Below are 18,742 nucleotides of genomic sequence, written 5' to 3' on the forward strand. Positions count from 1 at the left end.
TCTGGCTTAAAGCGAGGGTCAATCCAAACGCGGAAAAGCATCGGCAATTTTGTCACCGGTAAACTGCGCTACCCAGCCTTGTGGGTTATCAAATATGCGGATCGCCGTAAAGTTTGGCTCAGACCCCATATCAAACCAATGGTGAGTGTTGGCTGGCACGGAAAGCAGATCGTTTTTCTCACACAGGATCTGGAAAACCTTGCCTTCCAGATGCAGGCAGAACAGCCCCTTGCCTTCCACAAAGAAACGCACCTCATCTTCGCCATGGGTATGCTCCGCAAGAAACTTGCCGCGCAACTCCTGGCGCTGCGGGTTATCCGGGCGCATGCTGATGACATCCCAGCTCTGATAATTCTTTTCCGCCACCAGCCGGTCGATCTCATGCTGATAGGCGGCGATCACCCTATCCGGCTGTGGGTTATCCCCCAAATCACGATCCGCCTGCCAGCGCTCGAAACGCACGCCAATCTGCGCCAGTTGCTGCTGAATAGCCTGCACGTCATGACTCTGCCATAGCGCCTGCTGTGGTTCTGCGTCACTGAAAATGGTCAATCCACTCATACGACAAACTCCCTTAAATCAATGTGAGTAAAACGGTCAACCTGTGGATGCTGGCTCAGCGGATCGGCAGCATCGCGAATCAACTGACAGGTGTGCCAACCCGCGGCCCGCGCGGCATCAAGCTCCTGATGAATATCGGAAAGGAACAGCAGCTCCGCCGGTTCAAGCGCAATATCTCGCACAATATTCTGGTAGGACGCGATCTCGCGCTTGGCCCCGACGCGGGTATCAAAATAGCCACTGAACAGCGGCCGTAAGTCGCCCGCCTCGCTGTAACCGAACAGCAGTTTCTGTGCTTCCACCGAGCCAGAAGAATAGACATACAGCTTTATCCCTTGCTGCTGCCAGGCGGCCAGTTGCTCGGCCACTTCCGGGTAGAGATGGCCGCGAAAATCACCATTGTGATAGCCGCTGCGCCAAATGATCCCCTGCAAAGTTTTCAGCGCGGTCGATTTGCGATCTTCATCCATAAAGCGGTAAAGCACCGCAATCAGCTGCTCATGATCCGCATCCGGCTGAGCAATCTCTTCGCGCAATGCCGCCAATGGGGCGGCCACTTCCGCTTCGGCAGCATGGCTGCGTACAAATTCGGCCAACCGCTCGCGGGCATAAGGGAACAACACCTGATGCACAAAACGGATATCGCTGGTGGTGCCTTCAATATCGGTCACAATCGCACGGATCATTGAGCCTCCAGTAAACGGCGTTGCAGTTCGCACTGGAACAAGAACTCCAAACCTTCAAGATGGCGGCGTGCTTCTGCCACCTGTTTGCCCCAACAGTACAGCCCGTGCCCACGCACCAGAAAACCGTACTGCAACGGCGTGGTTTCCGCATAGTCCGCAACGTGGGCCGCCAGCGCTGTAATATTCTGGTCGTTATCAAAAATCGGTATTTCTACGCTGCTCAGATGACTTTGCTGCCCGCTGAGGGATTTTTGCATTTCATACCCTTGCAGCACCAGCGCGTCGCTTTTCTCAACGCGCGACAGCACCGTAGCATTGACCGAATGGGTATGCAGGATTGCACTCACTTGGGGATACAAACGGTAGATCAAGGTATGCAGGCCGGTTTCTGCCGAAGGGGTGCGCCCACTTGGAGCCTGGTTGGTAACAATGTCCACCAGCAAGAAATCCTGCTTGGTCAGGCTGCCTTTATCTTTACCGGATTCGGTTACCAAACACTGTTCATGATCGAGGCGCAGCGACATATTACCACCGGTGGCCGGGCACCAACCCTTGTCACCAATCCAGTGGCAAGCCGCCAGTAACGCATGAAGTTGCGGGTTTTCCGTCATACACTCAGTTTCCTGCAAGGTAGCGATGAACATATAGCCATCTAAACGTCTTGATTGCCAAAGGTTAACACCGTGTTATATTGTTGGCAACATAAGCCCCAGGAGTAAGAACCTGAGATGAACACTTCCGCCCCGATTCCCGAAAGTAAATTACCGGCCCTCGGTACCACCATTTTTACCCAGATGAGCGCGTTAGCGCAGCAGCATCAGGCGATCAACCTGTCGCAAGGGTTCCCCGACTTTGACGGCCCGGACTATCTGAAACAGCGCCTGAGCTGGCACGTCAGCCAAGGGGCTAATCAATATGCGCCGATGACCGGCGTTGCCCCACTGCGTGAAGCCATTGCTGAAAAAACCGCGCAACTGTATGGCTGGCAGCCAAATGCCACCAGCGAAGTGACTATTACGGCGGGTGCAACGGAAGCGCTGTTCGCCGCCATCAGCGCGCTGGTGCGCCCAGGCGACGAAGTGATCTGCTTTGATCCCAGCTACGACAGCTACGCCCCGGCGGTACAGCTTTCCGGTGGTGAACTGAAACGCATCACCCTGCAACCGCCCGCCTTCAAAGTGGATTGGCAACGGTTTGCTGGATTGATCTCACCACGCACCCGGCTGGTGATCGTCAATACTCCGCATAATCCTTCCGCCACGGCCTGGCAGGCAGAAGACATGCAGCAACTGTGGGCGGCGATTGCGGAACACGAAGTCTACGTGCTGAGTGACGAAGTTTACGAACACATCTGCTTTGCTAAAGGTGGCCATGCCAGCGTGCTGGCGCACCCGCAACTGCGTCAGCGGGCAATCGCCGTCTCTTCTTTTGGTAAAACCTTCCATATGACCGGCTGGAAAGTCGGTTACTGCGTAGCACCTGTCGCGCTGAGTGCCGAGGTGCGCAAGGTTCACCAGTATCTGACCTTCTCGGTCAACACTCCGGCACAGTTGGCGCTGGCCGATATGCTGCATGCCGAACCCGCACATTGGCAGCAGTTGCCTGCGTTCTACCTTGCCAAACGCGATCGTTTTGTGCAGGCTTTGGCCAACAGCAGGCTGGAAATTCTGCCGTGCGCCGGGACTTACTTCCTGCTGGCAGATTACAGTGCCATTTCCGATCTGGATGATGTGGCCTTCTGTCGTTGGTTAACCGAGCACGCAGGCGTGGCGGCGATCCCACTGTCCGTCTTCTGTGCCGAGCCTTTTCCTTATAAATTGATCCGGCTGTGCTTCGCTAAACAGGATGCCACGCTGGACGCTGCCGCGGAGCGGTTATGTCGACTTTGAAAATTACCCTGTTGCAGCAACCTCTGGTCTGGCGCGATGGTAAAGCCAATCTGCGCCAGTTCGATGGTTTGCTGGCACCGATTACCGGCCGCGATCTGATCGTGTTACCGGAAATGTTTACCACCGGTTTCGCTATGGATGCCGGTGAAAGCGCATTGCCAGAGCAGCAGGTTATCGACTGGCTGCACACTTGGGCAGTCAAAACCAACGCCCTGATCGGCGGCAGCGTGGCGTTGAAAACTGCCGAAGGTGCGGTTAACCGTTTTCTGCTGGTTGAACCGGGCGGCAAGGTGCATTTCTACGATAAACGTCACTTGTTCCGCATGGCCGGTGAGCACTTGCATTATCAGGCCGGAACCCAGCGCGAAATCTTCGAATGGCGCGGTTGGCGCATTCTGCCGCAAATCTGTTACGACCTGCGCTTCCCGGTCTGGTCACGCTATCAGCAGGATTACGATCTGGCGCTGTACGTTGCCAACTGGCCTGCGCCGCGCAGCCTGCACTGGCAAACGTTGCTGGCCGCGCGGGCGATTGAAAATCAGGCGTATGTTGCGGGTTGCAACCGCGTGGGGGAAGACGGCAACGGTCTGAATTACAGCGGTGACAGCCTGATCATCAGCCCACAAGGGGAACGCCTGGCCAGCGCTGAACCGGGCCAGGCCAGCCGATTGGATGCGGAGCTTTCGCTGGAGAATCTGCAAACCTATCGTGACGCTTTCCCGGCTTGGCGCGATGCTGATGGCTTCCTGCTCAACAATTGATGATGCCGGAGCTCATAAACTAGACAACGGCAGCAGAAGAGATTTATAGTAGCCAAAGGTATTACCTTTCACTACTAAGGGTGACTTATGGCTACAGCGACATCCATTAAAATCGACGACGAGCTTAAGCAACGCGTGCAGCACATTGCCGCCAACCGCCAGCGGACTGCCCACTGGATTATGCGTGAGGCCATCCGCGAATATGTCGAACGTGAAGAAAAACGCGAAGCATTGCGCAATGATGCATTACAAGCATGGGAAACCTATCAAGCCAATGGTAAACATCTGACGCTAGAAGAAGCCGATAACTGGCTGTCCAATCTGGAGAAAGGTCATGATACGGAGATCCCGGAGTGCCACAACTAACCTGGACACCGGCTGCGCTCGCCGATGTGCAACGGCTATACCGTTTTCTGGCGCAGAAGGATAACGATGCGGCAAAACGCGCCGTTAACGCGATCCGCCGCAGCATGCAAATTTTGGCTCATCAACCACAGGTTGGCCGCCCCGCAGACGAATTACCCAACGAATTTCGCGAATGGCCAATCGAGTTTGGTAACAGCAGATATCTGGCGCTCTATCACGTTGACGGTAGCGCCGCCGTTATTCTGGCGGTGCGTCATCAAAGTGAAGTGGGCTATTAGCACCAGTACGCCATAAAGTTCACCGAGGAACGATCCAGATCGCACTCGCCAATCAAATAGTGGCGCAGCGTTTTCACCACGGAAGACTCCGCCGCCACCCAGGCATAAAAAGTGTTAGCTCCTTCGGCACGCTCCCACAGCAGATCGCCACCCAGACTATTTTCCGCCAGTGATTGTTCTGCCGCGCGCGCCGCAACGGGGATGTTAACCCGCTGCCTTACCGATTCAACTAACAACGAACCGTGAATATGCTGATGCCCGACATCACGCGGCAACCAGTAAACCTCAGCGAAAGGGAACTTAGCCAAACTGAGGCAATCCCCCGCCTGCGGCACTTCAAAAAATGCCTGAACGCGCGGAGGATTGGCCTGCTGTGCCAGTTGATCCAAAATCCCCATCGCCGCAGGCAGCGCGGTTTCATCAGCAATCAACAATGCTTGCTGCATCTGCTTAGGGGGCACCCACTCATAGCCGCCGCTGTCGCCATCAAAGCCAGCATTCGGTGCCACCACCTGTAGCGTCTCCCCCGGCACGGCGTGGGTTGCCCAGGCAGAAGCCGGGCCATTAACACCGTGCAACACAAACTCCACGTCCATTTCACTCTCACTACTGCGCAACGCCCGCAGCGTATAGGTGCGCATCACTGGCCGCTGCTCTTTCGGGATCGCCATGTATTGGCGATACCAATCATCATCATTTCCAAGCTGTAGGACTGGCCCTTCCGTTGTGGGGAACAGCAGTTTGATACGCTGATCGGGGGCTTCCAACTTCATGCGATTCACTTCGGGGCCGGTAAACACGCAGCGCAGCAAAGAAGGAGAAATAGGTTGTTTATACTTCAAAGTAATATCAAAAATGCGGTAGCTTGCGGACATTCCAATGATTCTCCGGCACAAAACGCCAACGGCTAGTTTGAAGGAGAATCATTACCAATTGCAATGAATTTTTGGCTCGTCCTAACGGCCGCAGCATTCGAGATTAGCCTCACGCCACTCGCGCAGTGTTAGTCATCAGCGGAAGAGGCCACCGTCTGAGAAATCGGTTTAGATTCGCTCTTAGCATACCAAGGGTAGTTTTTGCATTCCCAAAGCAGTTTATCCATCATCTTCCTGGCCACCAGCGTTAGCGGTAAATGTCGGGAGTAGATAAAACTGTAGGATGCATCGGGTAATGATTCTTCAACCGGTATCACACAAAGTTGCTGCATCAGATAAGGCACCCGCAAAATCTCTTTGGCGGCCACGGTCAGAAAATCAGCATTCAGTACCATCTGCAAAGCCATGATCGCCGTATCCCCTCTGATAACCGCTTGCGCAACCTGGTGCCCTTCGGGAAACAACAGTGTATCCAGTTGACCGTAGTAGCCCAGCCTCGACGACGGTAAATACCACTTGGCGTTTCTGAGTTGGCTTAGTGAGTGACTCTGTGCCAGCGGATGCTCCCGGCGTGCCAAGACACCAAAGGGAGCGGTAAAGAACGGCTCCACGACAAACTCGCTAGGCGTAATATTTTCTGGCGACGTCACGCCGATAATAAAGTCTAATTTTCCAGCACGTAGCGCTGGCAACAGTTCAGAAAGTTGCCCTTCTGAAAGATTGATGCTGACCTGCGGAAAGCGTTTTTGGAAACGCTGTATTGCCGATGGCAGCATGGTAAAAAAGGGTAATGAGGAACTGCCTAACTCAATGGTTCCCTTGGATGCAACGCTGAATTGCTTTGCCTCATTAACGGCGCGCTCCAGTTCTTTCAACACCAACTGCACGCGGGGTTCAAACAGTTTGCCCGCTTCGGTCAGTACCACACCGCGCGGCCCGCGAACGATCAGCGACGTTCCCAACATTTTCTCAAGCTCGTTCATTGACTGTGTCAACGCGGGCTGAGTCTGATGCAGGGCTTTAGCCGCCGCACGAAAGCTACCATGCTCGATAATTGACTGAAACATTTTCAGTTGATTGGGTTTGGGCAGATTTCTCATGAATATGATATCTATTTTATCCATTACTAATTATTCTTATACTTCTTTGATTTATTTGAAATATAAAATTCCGTTATTTCACCATGCCCGTGGGCAATGGATATTTTTATAAAACCCATATAAAATAGATAACAATAAGGTAAAGGCAGTGAGAGTTATTTTTATCTTGATTTCATCAGGTTAATTGCTGACAAGTGGATATATTGCAATTAACCCAAAAGCCGTGGTTTTTCATATCATCCAGGGTAGATCCCTGCCAAACACTCGCTCCACATCATTCAAGAGGTGTTATTTTCACCCTTATTGCCAGTGCCTATTCTTGCTTTATTATTCAACTTCCTGAGGTACCCAGTAGGTTGGATTGATATGGAAACTTTTTTTCGTCAGATGTTGCAGCCTGTAGTGTATTATTTGTCGGTTATGGTTATGCACCACCAGAGGACACAGGGAACGAATGCCAAGCTTTGCCAACGCCGCACGCTTGTGGTGACTTACCGTTTTGTATTTCAGCTGTAAATCGCAGGCTATCTGGTTCGGCGTATTGCCATCCAACAATTTGCGTAACACCAACCATTCACGCGGTGAGAGCCTTGTAGATGATTTCACGGTATCTTTACGCTTATCCGTACAACAAAGGACGCTATCCCGCAGTTGCTCTTGCAATTTATCCAGCTTTATTGAGCTATCCACGGTGATCAGAGTGTTTTTTAACCTGCTGAAATAAAGTTTTAGCACGTCTATATAGGCTATATCTCCTATCAGCACGATCTTACTGGAAGGGTGCATCTGCGGTAAGCGCTCTCCGAGCAGTCTCAAGAACGAGGCTAGGCTATAATCACTGTTGCTTAACGTGAGGATGACGATATCAACAGACGGTAAACAACTTAAAATATTTTCACATTGCTCAATATGACTGGTGCTGGCAACGATCTCGAAATACTCAGATAAATATCTATCGTTGATTAGTGCTTCCAGCCCTGTTAGCGTAAAATGGCAGGGGCATTGCAACACTACTTTTTTCTTTATCATTATATCCTCATAGAGATCGTCATAATTTCCCCAACATACTTTAAGCAGTAACTTTAAGTATGTTGGGTATGCAACACTTTTATCGGGTACAAATAGCTACGTTAATAATACATTTGTTATCTGGCAGGGTAATGCAATGATCTATTAATCACTAAAACATCACTAAAAAAATGACTTCACTATGAAGGGCTATTTTTAGTAATTTTATTATAGGATTATACTCATAGATTGTGAAGGAAGTATTTTTTATCGGTGATAATAAAAAATAATACAATAATAAAAACCAATATAAATCAATGATAAAAACGAAAATAAAATGATTATCACCTTATTTACCACATAATTTAACACATTAGTAAAATTATCAATTCGCGACCTCAACAAGGTGAAGCTCAGTTTTTTATCGCAACAGTAATGAGAATCATCATGCGAAAATCGGGGATCCCCACCTTTTAAGTGATGCTTACAGATGTGCTCAACATAAAAATCCTCCCAACAAGAAGAACCTTATGTCGCAGGATAAAACTTTAACCGAACTGGATATCTTTATAAAAAACCCTATTTTTCATATTGATTAGTCTCGATTTGCATTGATTTTTTATTCGGGAATTAGTTTTTTTTATCAGTGATAAAAAATACTTCCTTTACGGGTTTTCAATGAAATCCTATAGTACCTCTCGCTAAACAGCACCTATACAAATTCCATTTATTTACGCGTTATCTCAGAGAGCACTCACAACTCCCTTTTATATATTGAACGCACTGCAAATAACCCTCTTGCTCAGGGTTATTTTTATCCCGTTCAATGATGAACGTAAATATTGTAGACGCTTCCTAATGATAAGGACGTCGTGTTAACTGTAAGTAAGGAATATATAAATGAACAAGACTCTTCTGTCTACTTTCGCCAGCGTAATTCTGTCTTCAGGTATGGCTCAGGCGGCCTCTACGGGCACTATCACCTTTGAAGGTGAACTGACTGCCACCACCTGTGACGTTGTTATTGACGGCCAGGCTGCAGATGCCACCGTAACTCTGCCTACCGTGGGCATCAACCAGTTGACTACTGCTGCTCAGACTGCGGGCCAGACTGGCTTCGTTATGGCTCTGAAGAACTGCGCAGGCGCTCTGCAGACGGCTTCTGCCTTCTTTGAAGCAGGTGCATCCGTTGATTCAGTGACGGGTCGTCTGAGAAATATGACCGGTACCGCTAAAAATGTCAGCCTGCAACTGCGTGACGCTTCAAACGTATCTCAAGACATTATCCAGGCGGGTAACCAGAATCAGGTTCTGAAAACCAAGTTCGCAGACATCTCTGGCGGCAGCACCAACCTGCCATACGCAGTGGAATACTACGCGGATGGTAAAACCGAAGCGGGTACCGTAGTCAGCAACGTTGTTTACTCTATTCAGTACAAATAATGCTTTATGGGGGGGATTACCCTCCCCATCTTGAGCGCTTATCAGGAATTTATTATGTCATTTCTCTCTCGCCTCCCTCATCAGGCTCTCATGCTGGCGTTGGCCGCACTGTTTAGCGCCAATAGCCTGGCCAGCGTGGTGATCACCGGCACCCGCGTGATCTATCCGTCTGATGCAAAAGAAGTCAGTGTTAAACTCAGCAATATGGGGCCCTCTCCCGTTCTGCTCCAAAGCTGGATCGATACCGGTGACACTAATGCCAAACCGTCGACCATTAAGGTACCCTTTATACTGACCCCACCTATTAACCGTGTTGAACCGGGGAAAGGGCAAACCCTGCGGATCAGCTATGCTGGCGGTACGTTGCCGATGGACAAGGAATCGGTGTTCTGGCTGAACGTGCTGGAAGTACCGGCCAAAAAACAGGCCCAGACTGCCGAGAACCTGTTACAAATGGCGTTTCGCTCGCGCATTAAGCTGTTTTACCGCCCGGTTGGGCTGGAAGGCAATGCCAATGATGCGGCTAAAGTCGTTACCTGGAGCATAAAAGGCAACAACCTACAGGCTACTAACCCAACCCCTTATCATGTGTCGTTTGTCAGCCTGATGGTTAACGGCAAACAGATTGAAGGCGAATTGTTGGCACCGCGATCTACACTCACGTTTGCGCTGCCAGCAAATACGGGAAATAAAGTGACAGGAAGTTTCGTTAATGATTACGGTGCAGTTAACCTCTTTGAAGCCGTTATTAATTAGCACTCACACATACCTTAGCATTCTATTTTAAATATCATTTTAGTCATTATTCAGGAAATAAATTCTGAAGGGATTCGCTATGTCAAAATCTTTGCAATGTAGCATCCAGAGTAAACTTTCCCCTCTGGCTATGGCTATTCTATCGACCTTCTTCGCAGTGGGCGTCAGTGCTGAAAATACGACCATTCCGCCACAAGAGATCGCAAAGAATCTGGAGTTCGATGCTTCTTTCCTGAATGTTGACGACCAAAACTCGGTTGACCTGAGCCGTTTTGCCAACGGTGCTTCGGCACTGCCTGGGACTTACCGCACTGCGGTATATGTCAATAATGTGCTGATTGATCACCGAGAGATTGAATTTAAATCGCGGGAAGATAAATCGGTTTATCCCTGTCTGACGCGTGCCGTGATTAACAATATTGCGTTCAACTACGCAAAACTGCCAGCCGGCTTTTTAAGCCAGGAAGAACAGGGCGAACTCTGCATAGATTTGCAGCGCAAACTGCCTGAGTCGCAGGTCAATTTTGACAGTAATGAACAGCGCCTTGATTTGACGATCCCGCAGGTTTACATATTGAAAACGGCACAGGGCACCGTCAGCCCGGAATTGTGGGATCGCGGCGTGCCTGCTCTGCTATTGGGCTATAACGTTAATGGTTATTCCAGTGAGTCTCATGGCAACACTTTTAACTCGCTGTATGCCGGAGTGAATGCCGGGTTGAACGTAGGAGCTTGGTACTTGCGCCATAACGGTGCCTATACTCGGATGGATAACGGCCCCAATCAGTACAGCAATCTCAATACCTATCTACAGCGTGACATTCCACAACTTAAAGGCCGCTTGCTGGTGGGCCAGTCCAACACCCTTGGGCAGCTTTTTGACACCTTACCGTTTTCCGGTGTGCAACTGGCCAGTGATGAACGCATGCTGCCGGAATCCCTGCGTGGCTATGCGCCAGATATTCGCGGCATTGCGCGTACCAACGCCCGTGTCACCGTGCGCCAAAGCGGCCAGGTACTCTATGAAACCACGGTCACACCGGGTGAATTCCTGATCAACGATCTGTACCCAACCGGCTATGGTGGCGATCTGGAGGTCACCGTACGTGAGTCAGATGGCACAGAACAACGCTTCCTGGTGCCTTATGCGTCGGTAACGCAACTGCTACGCCCAGGATCGTCCCGTTATGCAGTCACCATGGGGGAATTACGCAGTGATAATATTCGTGGCAATCCAGCGCTGTATCAGGCTACTTACCAATATGGGCTGACCAACGCCATCACCGGTTACGGTGGCTTGCAAGCCAGCCCGGATTACTATGCGTTGCAACTGGGGGCCGCCGTCGGTACGCCGATCGGGGCCGTAGCTCTGGATGTCACACAGGCACGCACGCATCTGGATAACAGTACCGATAAGGATGGACGCCATCGCGCTGGCAACTCCCTCAGCGGGCAGAGCTATCAGCTCAGCTACAGTAAGGTGATCAGTGAAACCAACAGTAACCTGTCGCTGGCGGCTTATCGTTTCTCCACCGATGGCTACATGGATTTTATGACCGCGATGCAGACCCGTGATGCAGTGGTACAGGGCTATTCACCGGATTCAGTCTCACGGGCGAAGAACCGCTTTACGATCACCGCAGGCCAGGGGTTGCCAAGTGGCTGGGGGCAAATGTATGTCAGTGGCTCCGTGCAGAACTACTGGAACAAAGAGGGCAACGAGAAGCAATACCAGGTGGGCTACAACAACCGCTATAAGAACCTCTCCTATGGCCTCAGTGCCAACCGCAGCTATTCGAGCCTGGGTGCAACCCAGACCAACTATCTGCTGAGTTTCAGCCTGCCGTTAGGGCGTAACGATCAGACGCACACACCACAGCTACGCTTGGATCTGTCTCATGACAGCAGTGGCCGTTATGGCCAGCAGGCCACGATATCCGGCACTGCCGGAGCGGAGAAGCAGTACAACTATGGCGTAACGGCGATGAACGCCAACCAGGGCATCGGTTCCAGCGGTTCAGTGAGCGGCAATTACCGCAGCCCGTTCAGCGCGCTGAGCGCTACCTACAGCACCGGTCAAGGTTATCGGAGTGCCTCTGCCGGGATGAGCGGTACGGTGATTGGGCACTCTGGTGGTGTAACGTTGACCCCGTATACCTCTGACACCTTTGCCTTGGTAGAAGCCAAAGGGGCCGAAGGGGCCAGCGTGTCATCTTATTCCGGGGTGAGAGTCGATTCCCATGGTTATGCCGTAGTGCCTTATCTCAACCCTTACCAAATGAACGACATCAGTATCGATCCGAAAGGGACATCGGCCGATATTGAACTGGAAAATACCAGCCAGAAAATCGCCCCCTATTCTGGCGCAGTGGTAAAGGTGAAATACAACACCAAACAGGGCATCCCAATCCTGATCAATGCCATCCATCAGGGCGAGCCACTGATATTTGGTGCGGAGGTATTTGACAGCCTGGGTAACAACGTGGGGTCTGTAGGCCAGGCGGGGCAATTGTATGCTCGCGTAGCGCAGGAAAAAGGTCAGTTACGCGTGAAGTGGGGAGAAGGTCACGAGATGCAATGCACCATCAATTACCTACTGATGCCGCAGGCCAAAGGGCAGAAACAGACGCAGGTACAGCAATTTACCTCCCCTTGTACGCCAACGATATCCTCTGCGCCAGTGGCAGCGAAACTGGCTAAATACAGCATCGCAGCGCCTCTTAATAAGGGTTAACCATCGTTGCATCACAATAATTATTTTCTGGCTGGCAGCAATTCCCTGCCAGAAAGAGGGCAAATAACATAATGAAGTTATCAATAAATAAAGTTTCCGGTCTGCTCTGCGGGTTCCTATTAACCGCAACCAGCCACAGTAGTTGGGCCGATGCGAATTGTTGGTTTGGGCCTGGTGTGACACAAACAGAATCTGTGCCGTTGAGCCCACCCATAATTTCAGCAGGTGCCGATATCCCTGTGGGGACAGTGTTCTACCAGGGCAGTTGGATTATGAAAAACACAGTCCTAGAATGCTCTTGGGCGGCGGCGGATCAGGATAAATCGATTTGGTACCGAGGCGCCACGATTATCGAAAGTGCCCCTCTCCCACTCAGTAATCTGCTGACAGGTCCATTGGCTGGCGCGGTCTATAATACCAACATTCCGGGTGTTGGCGTGGCCATTTTATACAGCACTGGCGCACCGCTATCACAAACGACACCTCTTGGTGGTGATGCCTATATCTCAACGAAGGGGCCATCGCTCGCGGGTGCTGTTAATATAATTGGAGCAACACGTTATTTAGCGCTGGTTAAAACCGGCCCGATGGTGCCGGGCAATTATCAGATCAATGCGTCAAATTTCCCTACAGTCAAGACGACAATCGAACAAGCGAAAGGCAGCCACAGTGATACTGTACCCGTAACGGGATTTCCGCTAACGGCATTTAATATCAGTTTTCAGGGTAGCTTGACGATCTCTACGCAAACCTGTACCACTTCAGATGTCTCTGTTGCTCTGGGGTCTTATGAAATAAGTCCCCATTTTAAGGGCGTCAATTCAACAACCCCTTGGGTTGATGCATCAGTGACGTTGAACAATTGCCCGGTATTCCACGGTTTTTATAACGCGAGCAATCCGACGTTGATGATGAACTACCAGACAGGAGAAGGTATCGTCGCCTCGCCACTCAATAACAACATTGGCGTGCGTCTAACCCCGACAACCGAGGTGAAAGATGCCGCCAATGGCATTATGGCTATCGACTCGACGGTATCTGGGGCTGCATCAGGCGTAGGTATCCAGCTTGGTTGGGGCATGAGCAACCAAACTCCTGTTCCGTTTAACTTCGCGGCAGAACAATCGATGACATTACCGAAAGACGGAAGTACGACAATCCGTGTTCCATTGGCCGCCCGCTATATTCAAACCGAAGCGAAACCCATGCCAGGTAAGGCGAATGGCAAAACAATATTCCTGATTAACTATTATTAATTACAGAAAAATCATCACAAACTTTCTATGAAAGAACGTATCAGCACAATAAAGAATCAGATTATTGTGTTGATACGCCCTCATACATTGTGAGCAAGAAATTTAGCGCACTCCGCAGCAACCTCCTCCATTAACAACTTCGCCAAAGGAGTCAGACCTTGTTGTTGCTTGTATATCACGATATAGAGAGCATCTGGCAGTTTCTCTTTGATCGGGATCGCCGATATCAGATCTTTGATATAAGGAACTTCGAGTATCGCTTTAGGGCCAACGAACAGATAATCCTCATTTAAAACCAGTTGTTCACCAATGGTCATTGAATCACCGTAAATAATAGCATTGCTCTCAGACTTGCCTTTAGGGAAGATAAATTTTTCTAAATTCTTATAATATCCCGTTCTGGAGTTAGGGAAGTACCATTTAGCCCCCTGCAACTGACTTAATGAGTTGCTTTTAACTAAGGGATGTTCACGGCGTGAGATAATACAAAACTCTGCATTGATTGAGCACTCCACAGTAAACTCATTCATAGATATCTCAGGTGACGCGATGCCGACAAAAAAGTCCAATCGCCCTAGCCGTAGAGAGGTAATTAATTCAGAAAGCTGTCCCTCGACTACCGTAATACTGGAGAATGGATGTGAACTTTGAAATTTATTGATTAAGGAAGGCATAATACTAAAAGCAGGCAAATGTGAACAACCAAATACTACGGTGCCTTGTGATAATTGACTCTCTTGGTGTAATTCATCGACAGCCCTTTCCAGATCATTAAGAATCATATTAACCCTGGGTTCAAAGATTCGCCCCATTTTGGTTAACACCATCCCTTGTGGCCCACGGGCCAATAGAGGAACACCCAATATTCTTTCTAACTCCTGAATACTCCGTGTCATGGCAGGCTGTGTCTGAAACAAAGCCTGCGATGCAGTTCTAATACTCCCATAGCGTATAATCGCTTGAAAATTCCTGAGTTGATTAATCTTTGGGAGTTCTTTCATTATGCACCCTAGGAGTTTTATAAAAAACAACATTGAACATATAGCCTGTATGAACAACGAAACTTTAAATTAAACACTCTCTTTAATATTAAAGATCATAGTGCATTCCTTTGCTTTATCAAGCGCAATGCTATGAATGTGAACCATGCCAGAACTCCACCACAGACCCCGATGATTCCCTCATCTCTCCCGGAATGCTTCTCGTGCTTTTAATACCGGCTTCAGCAAATAAGAGAGGATCGTTTTCTCTCCGGTACGAATCTCAACATTCGCCACCATCCCTGGGATGATGGGGAACGTTTTATCCTTGACATGCAATGCTGCCTGATTAGTCCGTACATATACGCGGTAGTAGGTTGAGTCCCCACGACCTGAGCGCGCTTTCTCTTCATCAACCAAGGTGTCGGAACTGATATGCTCCACCACGCCGCTCAGCCCGCCATAAATGGCATAGTCATAAGCGGTGATTTTGACCGTGGCGGGCAGGCCTGGGTGAATGAATGCCACGTCCGCCGGTTTAATCTGCGCCTCAACCAGCAAGTTATCTTCCAGAGGAATAATCGTCATGATCTCGGCCCCCTGCTGGATAACGCCCCCTAGGGTGGTGATGCGGATGTTATTGACCGTTCCGCGCACCGGGGCAACAATGGTGGTGCGCTGCATCACGTCTTCGCGGCCACGCAGGATTTCTTCAGCCTGAGCCAGTTCTGACTCCAGCTTGTTCAGTTCGCTGTTGGCATCAGATCGGAAACGGTTGGTACGTTCGGCAATCTGCAGTTGGAACTCATTCGCCTGCCTGCGCAGACGCAGGATTTCCACATCCGACACCAGCCCTTTTTTAGCCAATGGCGCTGAAAGCTGTACCTCGTTTTCCGCCAGTGCCAGGCTTTTCTTCAGCGCATCGACGCTCTCATTCAGGGTTCTCAATTGGGCGTTGTAGGCTTGGGTTTCATCATTCACGATGCTGGGTTCCGCCAGCACCTCGGGAGGAAATACCAGCGGTTTACCATAAGCCTGTGCACGCAACCGAGCTATAGAGGCCTGTAGCCCCAAGACTTTCGACAGGGATTCACCGTAGCTGGAGTCGGCACGCGTTGGATCCATTTTCAGCAGCACCTGCCCTTTTTCAACCACGTCGCCTTCGTGTACGTTCAGTTCCTGCAAGATCCCGCCCTCCAGGCTCTGGATGACCTGCTCACGGCTGGCTGGGATAATTTTACCATCTCCACGCGTGATCTCTTCGACGCGCGCAAAATGTGCCCAAACCAATGCCACCACGACCACCAGTGCAATGGTATAGAGCATGATCATGCTGAACGGCGTCTTTTGTGAGATCAACGCCGCTTGCAATTCATTGATAAAATTTAAATCGCCATTTTCAACTTTGCCGCTCGATGGGCCATCATTGGCACTTTCGCCTTTGCTGACCTGATTTTTTTTAGCCCGATCCTGCTGTGGTGGGGATACCTTAAGGTCATCCTTATTCATCACTATGCTCCCCTTTTCTGTTCGGCGATGGCTGTCATGCCGCTATCTGGCTTCGCTGGTGCTGTTTTCCCAGCGTCCATCTGCGCATTCTGTTGGCTTTTCTTCTGGCTGTTCGCATTAAGCATGGCGATGACCTGATCTTTAGGGCCATCTGCCATCACCCGGCCATCATCAAGCACAATCAACCGTTCAAAAATATTCAATACCGACATACGGTGGGTCACAATCACCAACGTCTGCCCTTCTATCGCTTTTTGCAACTGACGGATAAACAGCGTTTCCGTCATCGCATCCATCGAGCTGGTCGGTTCATCCATCAACAGAATTTTGGGCCGCAGTAGCAGGCAGCGCGCCAGAGCAACCAACTGTTTCTGCCCACCGGACAGCGCGTTACCCATCTCCCCTACCGGCATGTCATAACCCAGCGGATGCCTGGCCGCAATCCGATCCAGGCCCGTCATCCCCGCAACGCGCAGAAATTCTTCGGTATTGGCACCCGGGTTGCCAATGGTCACGTTATAGCGCAAGGTTCCGTGGAACAAGCGACAGTCCTGGCCGACGTACCCCACCGCCGCTCGCCAATCAGCCGGATCCACCTGCGTCGCATCAACGCCATCAATCGTAATCTGGCCGCTCCGAGGTTGCAGCAGGCGCCCCATCACCCGTAACAACGTCGATTTTCCACTGCCAATGCTGCCAATGATCGCCACCCGTTCCCCCGCCCGAATACTGATATTGACGTTATCCAGGATTGAAGGCGGAACCATGACCCCCGGCACCGGATAGGCAAACCCCACTTTTCTCAGTTGCAGATTCCCAGTGAAATTTGGCGTCGGTAAATAGTTAATCGCAGCATCGCGCTCCGTCGGTAACTCCATCAACTGATTCAGCGATTTCAACGCGGTTTTAGCATGCTGGTAACGCAGGGCCAGCGCCACGACCGAAGCCAGTGGCCCCAGCGAGCGGCCGGACAAGATCACCACCCCGATCATCGAGCCCATGGTCAACTCGCCCGCGTGGATCAGATAAACCCCGAAGACCACAATCACCACGGTGGTCACCTGCTGCATAAAGCTGACGAAGTTAGACGTCAAGGAAGAGAGATAACGGGTCTTCATGGAAGAAGCCGCAGCCAGGGCGCTGAAATCATCCCAGCGCTTTTGCATCACGCCTTCACCCCGGGCCGCTTTCAACGCTTCAAGCCCTTCGATGGCTTCAATCAACAATCCCTGCTTCTGGGAGATCTCACGAATGTTTTCCCCCATATAGCGGCTGAGTGGCCATTGGATACACACGCTTACCAGCAGAATAATCGGGATGGCGATCAACGGAACGATAGCCAATTGCCCGCCGATCAGATAGATGATCAGCATAAACAGGATACAGAAAGGCAGGTCTGACAGCGTCGATAGCGTCGCTGATGTCACAAAATCACGAACAGCTTCAAAGTCTCGCAATTGGTTAGCAAAAGAGCCCGTTGACTGCGGCTTGCTCTCCATACGCATTGCCATGACCTGGCGGAACAATTTGGCACCCAGAATCAAGTCGGCTTTCTTACCGGCAACATCAATCAGGTAAGTACGAACCTGCCGCGAGATGAATTCAAATACGATAGCAATCAATACACCGATCGCCAGCGACCATAAGGTGACGTAAGCCTGAGTCGGGATCACGCGATCGTAGACGTTCATGGTGAAAAACGTACTGGCCAGGGTCAGAATATTGGCCAACAAAGCGGCCATTGCGGCGCTATAGAAGTAGTGACGATAACGCCACAGCGTAGAAAACAACCAGTGCCCTTCGCGGTTCGCTTCAGGCAGTATTTCATCGTCTGTACGCTTATCCAGTTTGGGCTTTGGGTTCGCCAACATGGCGTACCCACTATAATTGGCCGCCAGTTCGTCTTCCGACATCTGGAGAGCGCCACCACTTTCCGGCACCACGACCTGGTACTTCATGTCACCACGTTTGCCCGTACGTGAAGTAATGACGCTATAGCTGCCATCGTTGTAAGCCAGCACCAAAGGCAAAAGATAAGAAGAGATCTTGGCCAGATCTCGTTTTATCCATCCGCCAGAAAGACCAACTTGATCCAGCATCCGCAAGGCCAGTTCCGGTGTCAGCTTTTCACTACGCGGTAATCCTGCGTATAAGACCTCTTTACTGGCAACTTTATTATGATATCGACATAACCATTCAACCGCCCACAGCAATGAATCTTTGCTATTATCTTCAACATTATCAAAATCGGTGGGTTCTAAGACTGGAGGAGGAGTTATATTCTCACTCATAGCCATTCTCTGATTTCATAGAGAACCTACTCTTATTGGTTAGATTGATTATAATGAAGCGTAGCAAAGGAAATAAAACCCCGCAAGCAATCAGCGATTCGCCGCCAGAATAAACCCTCGTGAAAACAAATGAATACCCTTAAACTCTATTATATTAAAAGTAGAGCACTCATAACTGTAAACTCAAAAATTTCAGCAGATAGCTGGGGAATTTAAAATATCGTGAATAAAATCCATAGCAAATAAAAT

At 50.3% G+C, this 18,742-nt stretch carries 17 protein-coding genes; 8 read left to right on the plus strand and 9 right to left on the minus strand.

All coding sequences use genetic code 11. From position 1 onward, the window contains the following. Positions 1-18: 18 nt before the first annotated feature. Genes ACX9GT_RS20410 through ACX9GT_RS20420 form a run of 3 tightly spaced genes read right to left on the minus strand, consistent with a single transcriptional unit; the run spans position 19 to position 1,858 of the window. On the minus strand, positions 19-561 hold the full coding sequence (locus tag ACX9GT_RS20410) for a 1,2-dihydroxy-3-keto-5-methylthiopentene dioxygenase (RefSeq protein ID WP_473188455.1): 543 nt from the start codon (positions 559-561) through the stop codon (positions 19-21). Next, positions 558-1,247 (minus strand): acireductone synthase, encoded by a 690-nt coding sequence (mtnC, locus tag ACX9GT_RS20415; protein ID WP_473188456.1) that lies wholly within the window; start codon positions 1,245-1,247, stop codon positions 558-560. The genes ACX9GT_RS20410 and mtnC overlap by 4 nt, the downstream gene beginning before the upstream one ends. Then, entirely contained in the window at positions 1,244-1,858 is a 615-nt protein-coding gene (locus tag ACX9GT_RS20420) for a methylthioribulose 1-phosphate dehydratase (protein WP_473188457.1), read from the minus strand. The genes mtnC and ACX9GT_RS20420 overlap by 4 nt, the downstream gene beginning before the upstream one ends. A gap of 117 nt (positions 1,859-1,975) precedes the next feature. Here ACX9GT_RS20420 and ACX9GT_RS20425 point away from each other — a divergent pair, with 117 nt between their 5' ends. The 4 genes from ACX9GT_RS20425 (at position 1,976) to ACX9GT_RS20440 (ending at position 4,541) form a co-directional block, all read left to right on the plus strand. Continuing rightward, the gene (locus ACX9GT_RS20425) at positions 1,976-3,136 is read left to right on the plus strand and encodes a pyridoxal phosphate-dependent aminotransferase (RefSeq protein ID WP_473188458.1); all 1,161 of its coding nucleotides are present in this window, start codon (positions 1,976-1,978) and stop codon (positions 3,134-3,136) included. After that, positions 3,124-3,897: an amidohydrolase gene (locus tag ACX9GT_RS20430; RefSeq protein WP_473188459.1), complete on the plus strand. Its 774-nt coding sequence runs from the start codon at positions 3,124-3,126 to the stop codon at positions 3,895-3,897. Before ACX9GT_RS20425 ends, ACX9GT_RS20430 begins: the two co-directional genes overlap by 13 nt. Positions 3,898-3,984: 87 nt before the next feature. Further along, a complete protein-coding gene (locus ACX9GT_RS20435; RefSeq protein WP_473188460.1) occupies positions 3,985-4,263 on the plus strand; it encodes a CopG family ribbon-helix-helix protein in 279 nt (92 codons plus the stop codon). Continuing rightward, positions 4,251-4,541 (plus strand): type II toxin-antitoxin system RelE/ParE family toxin, encoded by a 291-nt coding sequence (locus ACX9GT_RS20440; RefSeq protein WP_473188461.1) that lies wholly within the window; start codon positions 4,251-4,253, stop codon positions 4,539-4,541. The genes ACX9GT_RS20435 and ACX9GT_RS20440 overlap by 13 nt, the downstream gene beginning before the upstream one ends. On the opposite strand, the gene ACX9GT_RS20445 is transcribed toward ACX9GT_RS20440, so the two are convergent. The 3 genes from ACX9GT_RS20445 to ACX9GT_RS20455 all read right to left on the minus strand — a co-directional run bounded on the left by ACX9GT_RS20445 (position 4,538) and on the right by ACX9GT_RS20455 (position 7,545). Continuing rightward, entirely contained in the window at positions 4,538-5,416 is an 879-nt protein-coding gene (locus ACX9GT_RS20445) for a siderophore-interacting protein (RefSeq protein ID WP_473188462.1), read from the minus strand. The genes ACX9GT_RS20440 and ACX9GT_RS20445 overlap by 4 nt on opposite strands. Before the next feature lie 128 nt (positions 5,417-5,544). Further along, positions 5,545-6,483 (minus strand): LysR substrate-binding domain-containing protein, encoded by a 939-nt coding sequence (locus ACX9GT_RS20450; protein WP_473188463.1) that lies wholly within the window; start codon positions 6,481-6,483, stop codon positions 5,545-5,547. 360 nt (positions 6,484-6,843) lie between these two features. After that, entirely contained in the window at positions 6,844-7,545 is a 702-nt protein-coding gene (locus tag ACX9GT_RS20455) for a helix-turn-helix transcriptional regulator (protein WP_473188464.1), read from the minus strand. 879 nt (positions 7,546-8,424) lie between these two features. On the opposite strand from ACX9GT_RS20455, the gene ACX9GT_RS20460 reads away from it, so the two are divergent. The 4 genes from ACX9GT_RS20460 (at position 8,425) to ACX9GT_RS20475 (ending at position 13,713) form a co-directional block, all read left to right on the plus strand. After that, on the plus strand, positions 8,425-8,967 hold the full coding sequence (locus tag ACX9GT_RS20460; protein WP_473188465.1) for a fimbrial protein: 543 nt from the start codon (positions 8,425-8,427) through the stop codon (positions 8,965-8,967). 54 nt (positions 8,968-9,021) lie between these two features. Then, the gene (locus ACX9GT_RS20465; RefSeq protein ID WP_473188466.1) at positions 9,022-9,723 is read left to right on the plus strand and encodes a fimbria/pilus periplasmic chaperone; all 702 of its coding nucleotides are present in this window, start codon (positions 9,022-9,024) and stop codon (positions 9,721-9,723) included. Positions 9,724-9,802: 79 nt separating this feature from the next. Continuing rightward, entirely contained in the window at positions 9,803-12,457 is a 2,655-nt protein-coding gene (locus tag ACX9GT_RS20470; protein ID WP_473188467.1) for a fimbria/pilus outer membrane usher protein, read from the plus strand. A 272-nt stretch (positions 12,458-12,729) separates the two neighbouring features. Then, complete coding sequence (locus ACX9GT_RS20475; RefSeq protein ID WP_473188468.1) at positions 12,730-13,713, plus strand: fimbrial protein; 984 nt, start codon at positions 12,730-12,732, stop codon at positions 13,711-13,713. An 80-nt stretch (positions 13,714-13,793) separates the two neighbouring features. Here the strand turns inward: ACX9GT_RS20475 and ACX9GT_RS20480 are convergent, their stop codons facing one another. From ACX9GT_RS20480 to ACX9GT_RS20490, 3 genes are all read right to left on the minus strand, one after another. Then, on the minus strand, positions 13,794-14,714 hold the full coding sequence (locus ACX9GT_RS20480; protein ID WP_473188469.1) for a LysR substrate-binding domain-containing protein: 921 nt from the start codon (positions 14,712-14,714) through the stop codon (positions 13,794-13,796). A 180-nt stretch (positions 14,715-14,894) separates the two neighbouring features. Further along, on the minus strand, positions 14,895-16,202 hold the full coding sequence (locus ACX9GT_RS20485; RefSeq protein ID WP_473188470.1) for an HlyD family type I secretion periplasmic adaptor subunit: 1,308 nt from the start codon (positions 16,200-16,202) through the stop codon (positions 14,895-14,897). A gap of 2 nt (positions 16,203-16,204) precedes the next feature. Continuing rightward, positions 16,205-18,493, minus strand: a complete 2,289-nt coding sequence (locus tag ACX9GT_RS20490; RefSeq protein ID WP_473188471.1) for a type I secretion system permease/ATPase — start codon at positions 18,491-18,493, stop codon at positions 16,205-16,207. Positions 18,494-18,742 lie beyond the last annotated feature (249 nt).

The organism is Serratia sp. YWN4 (assembly GCF_055790845.1).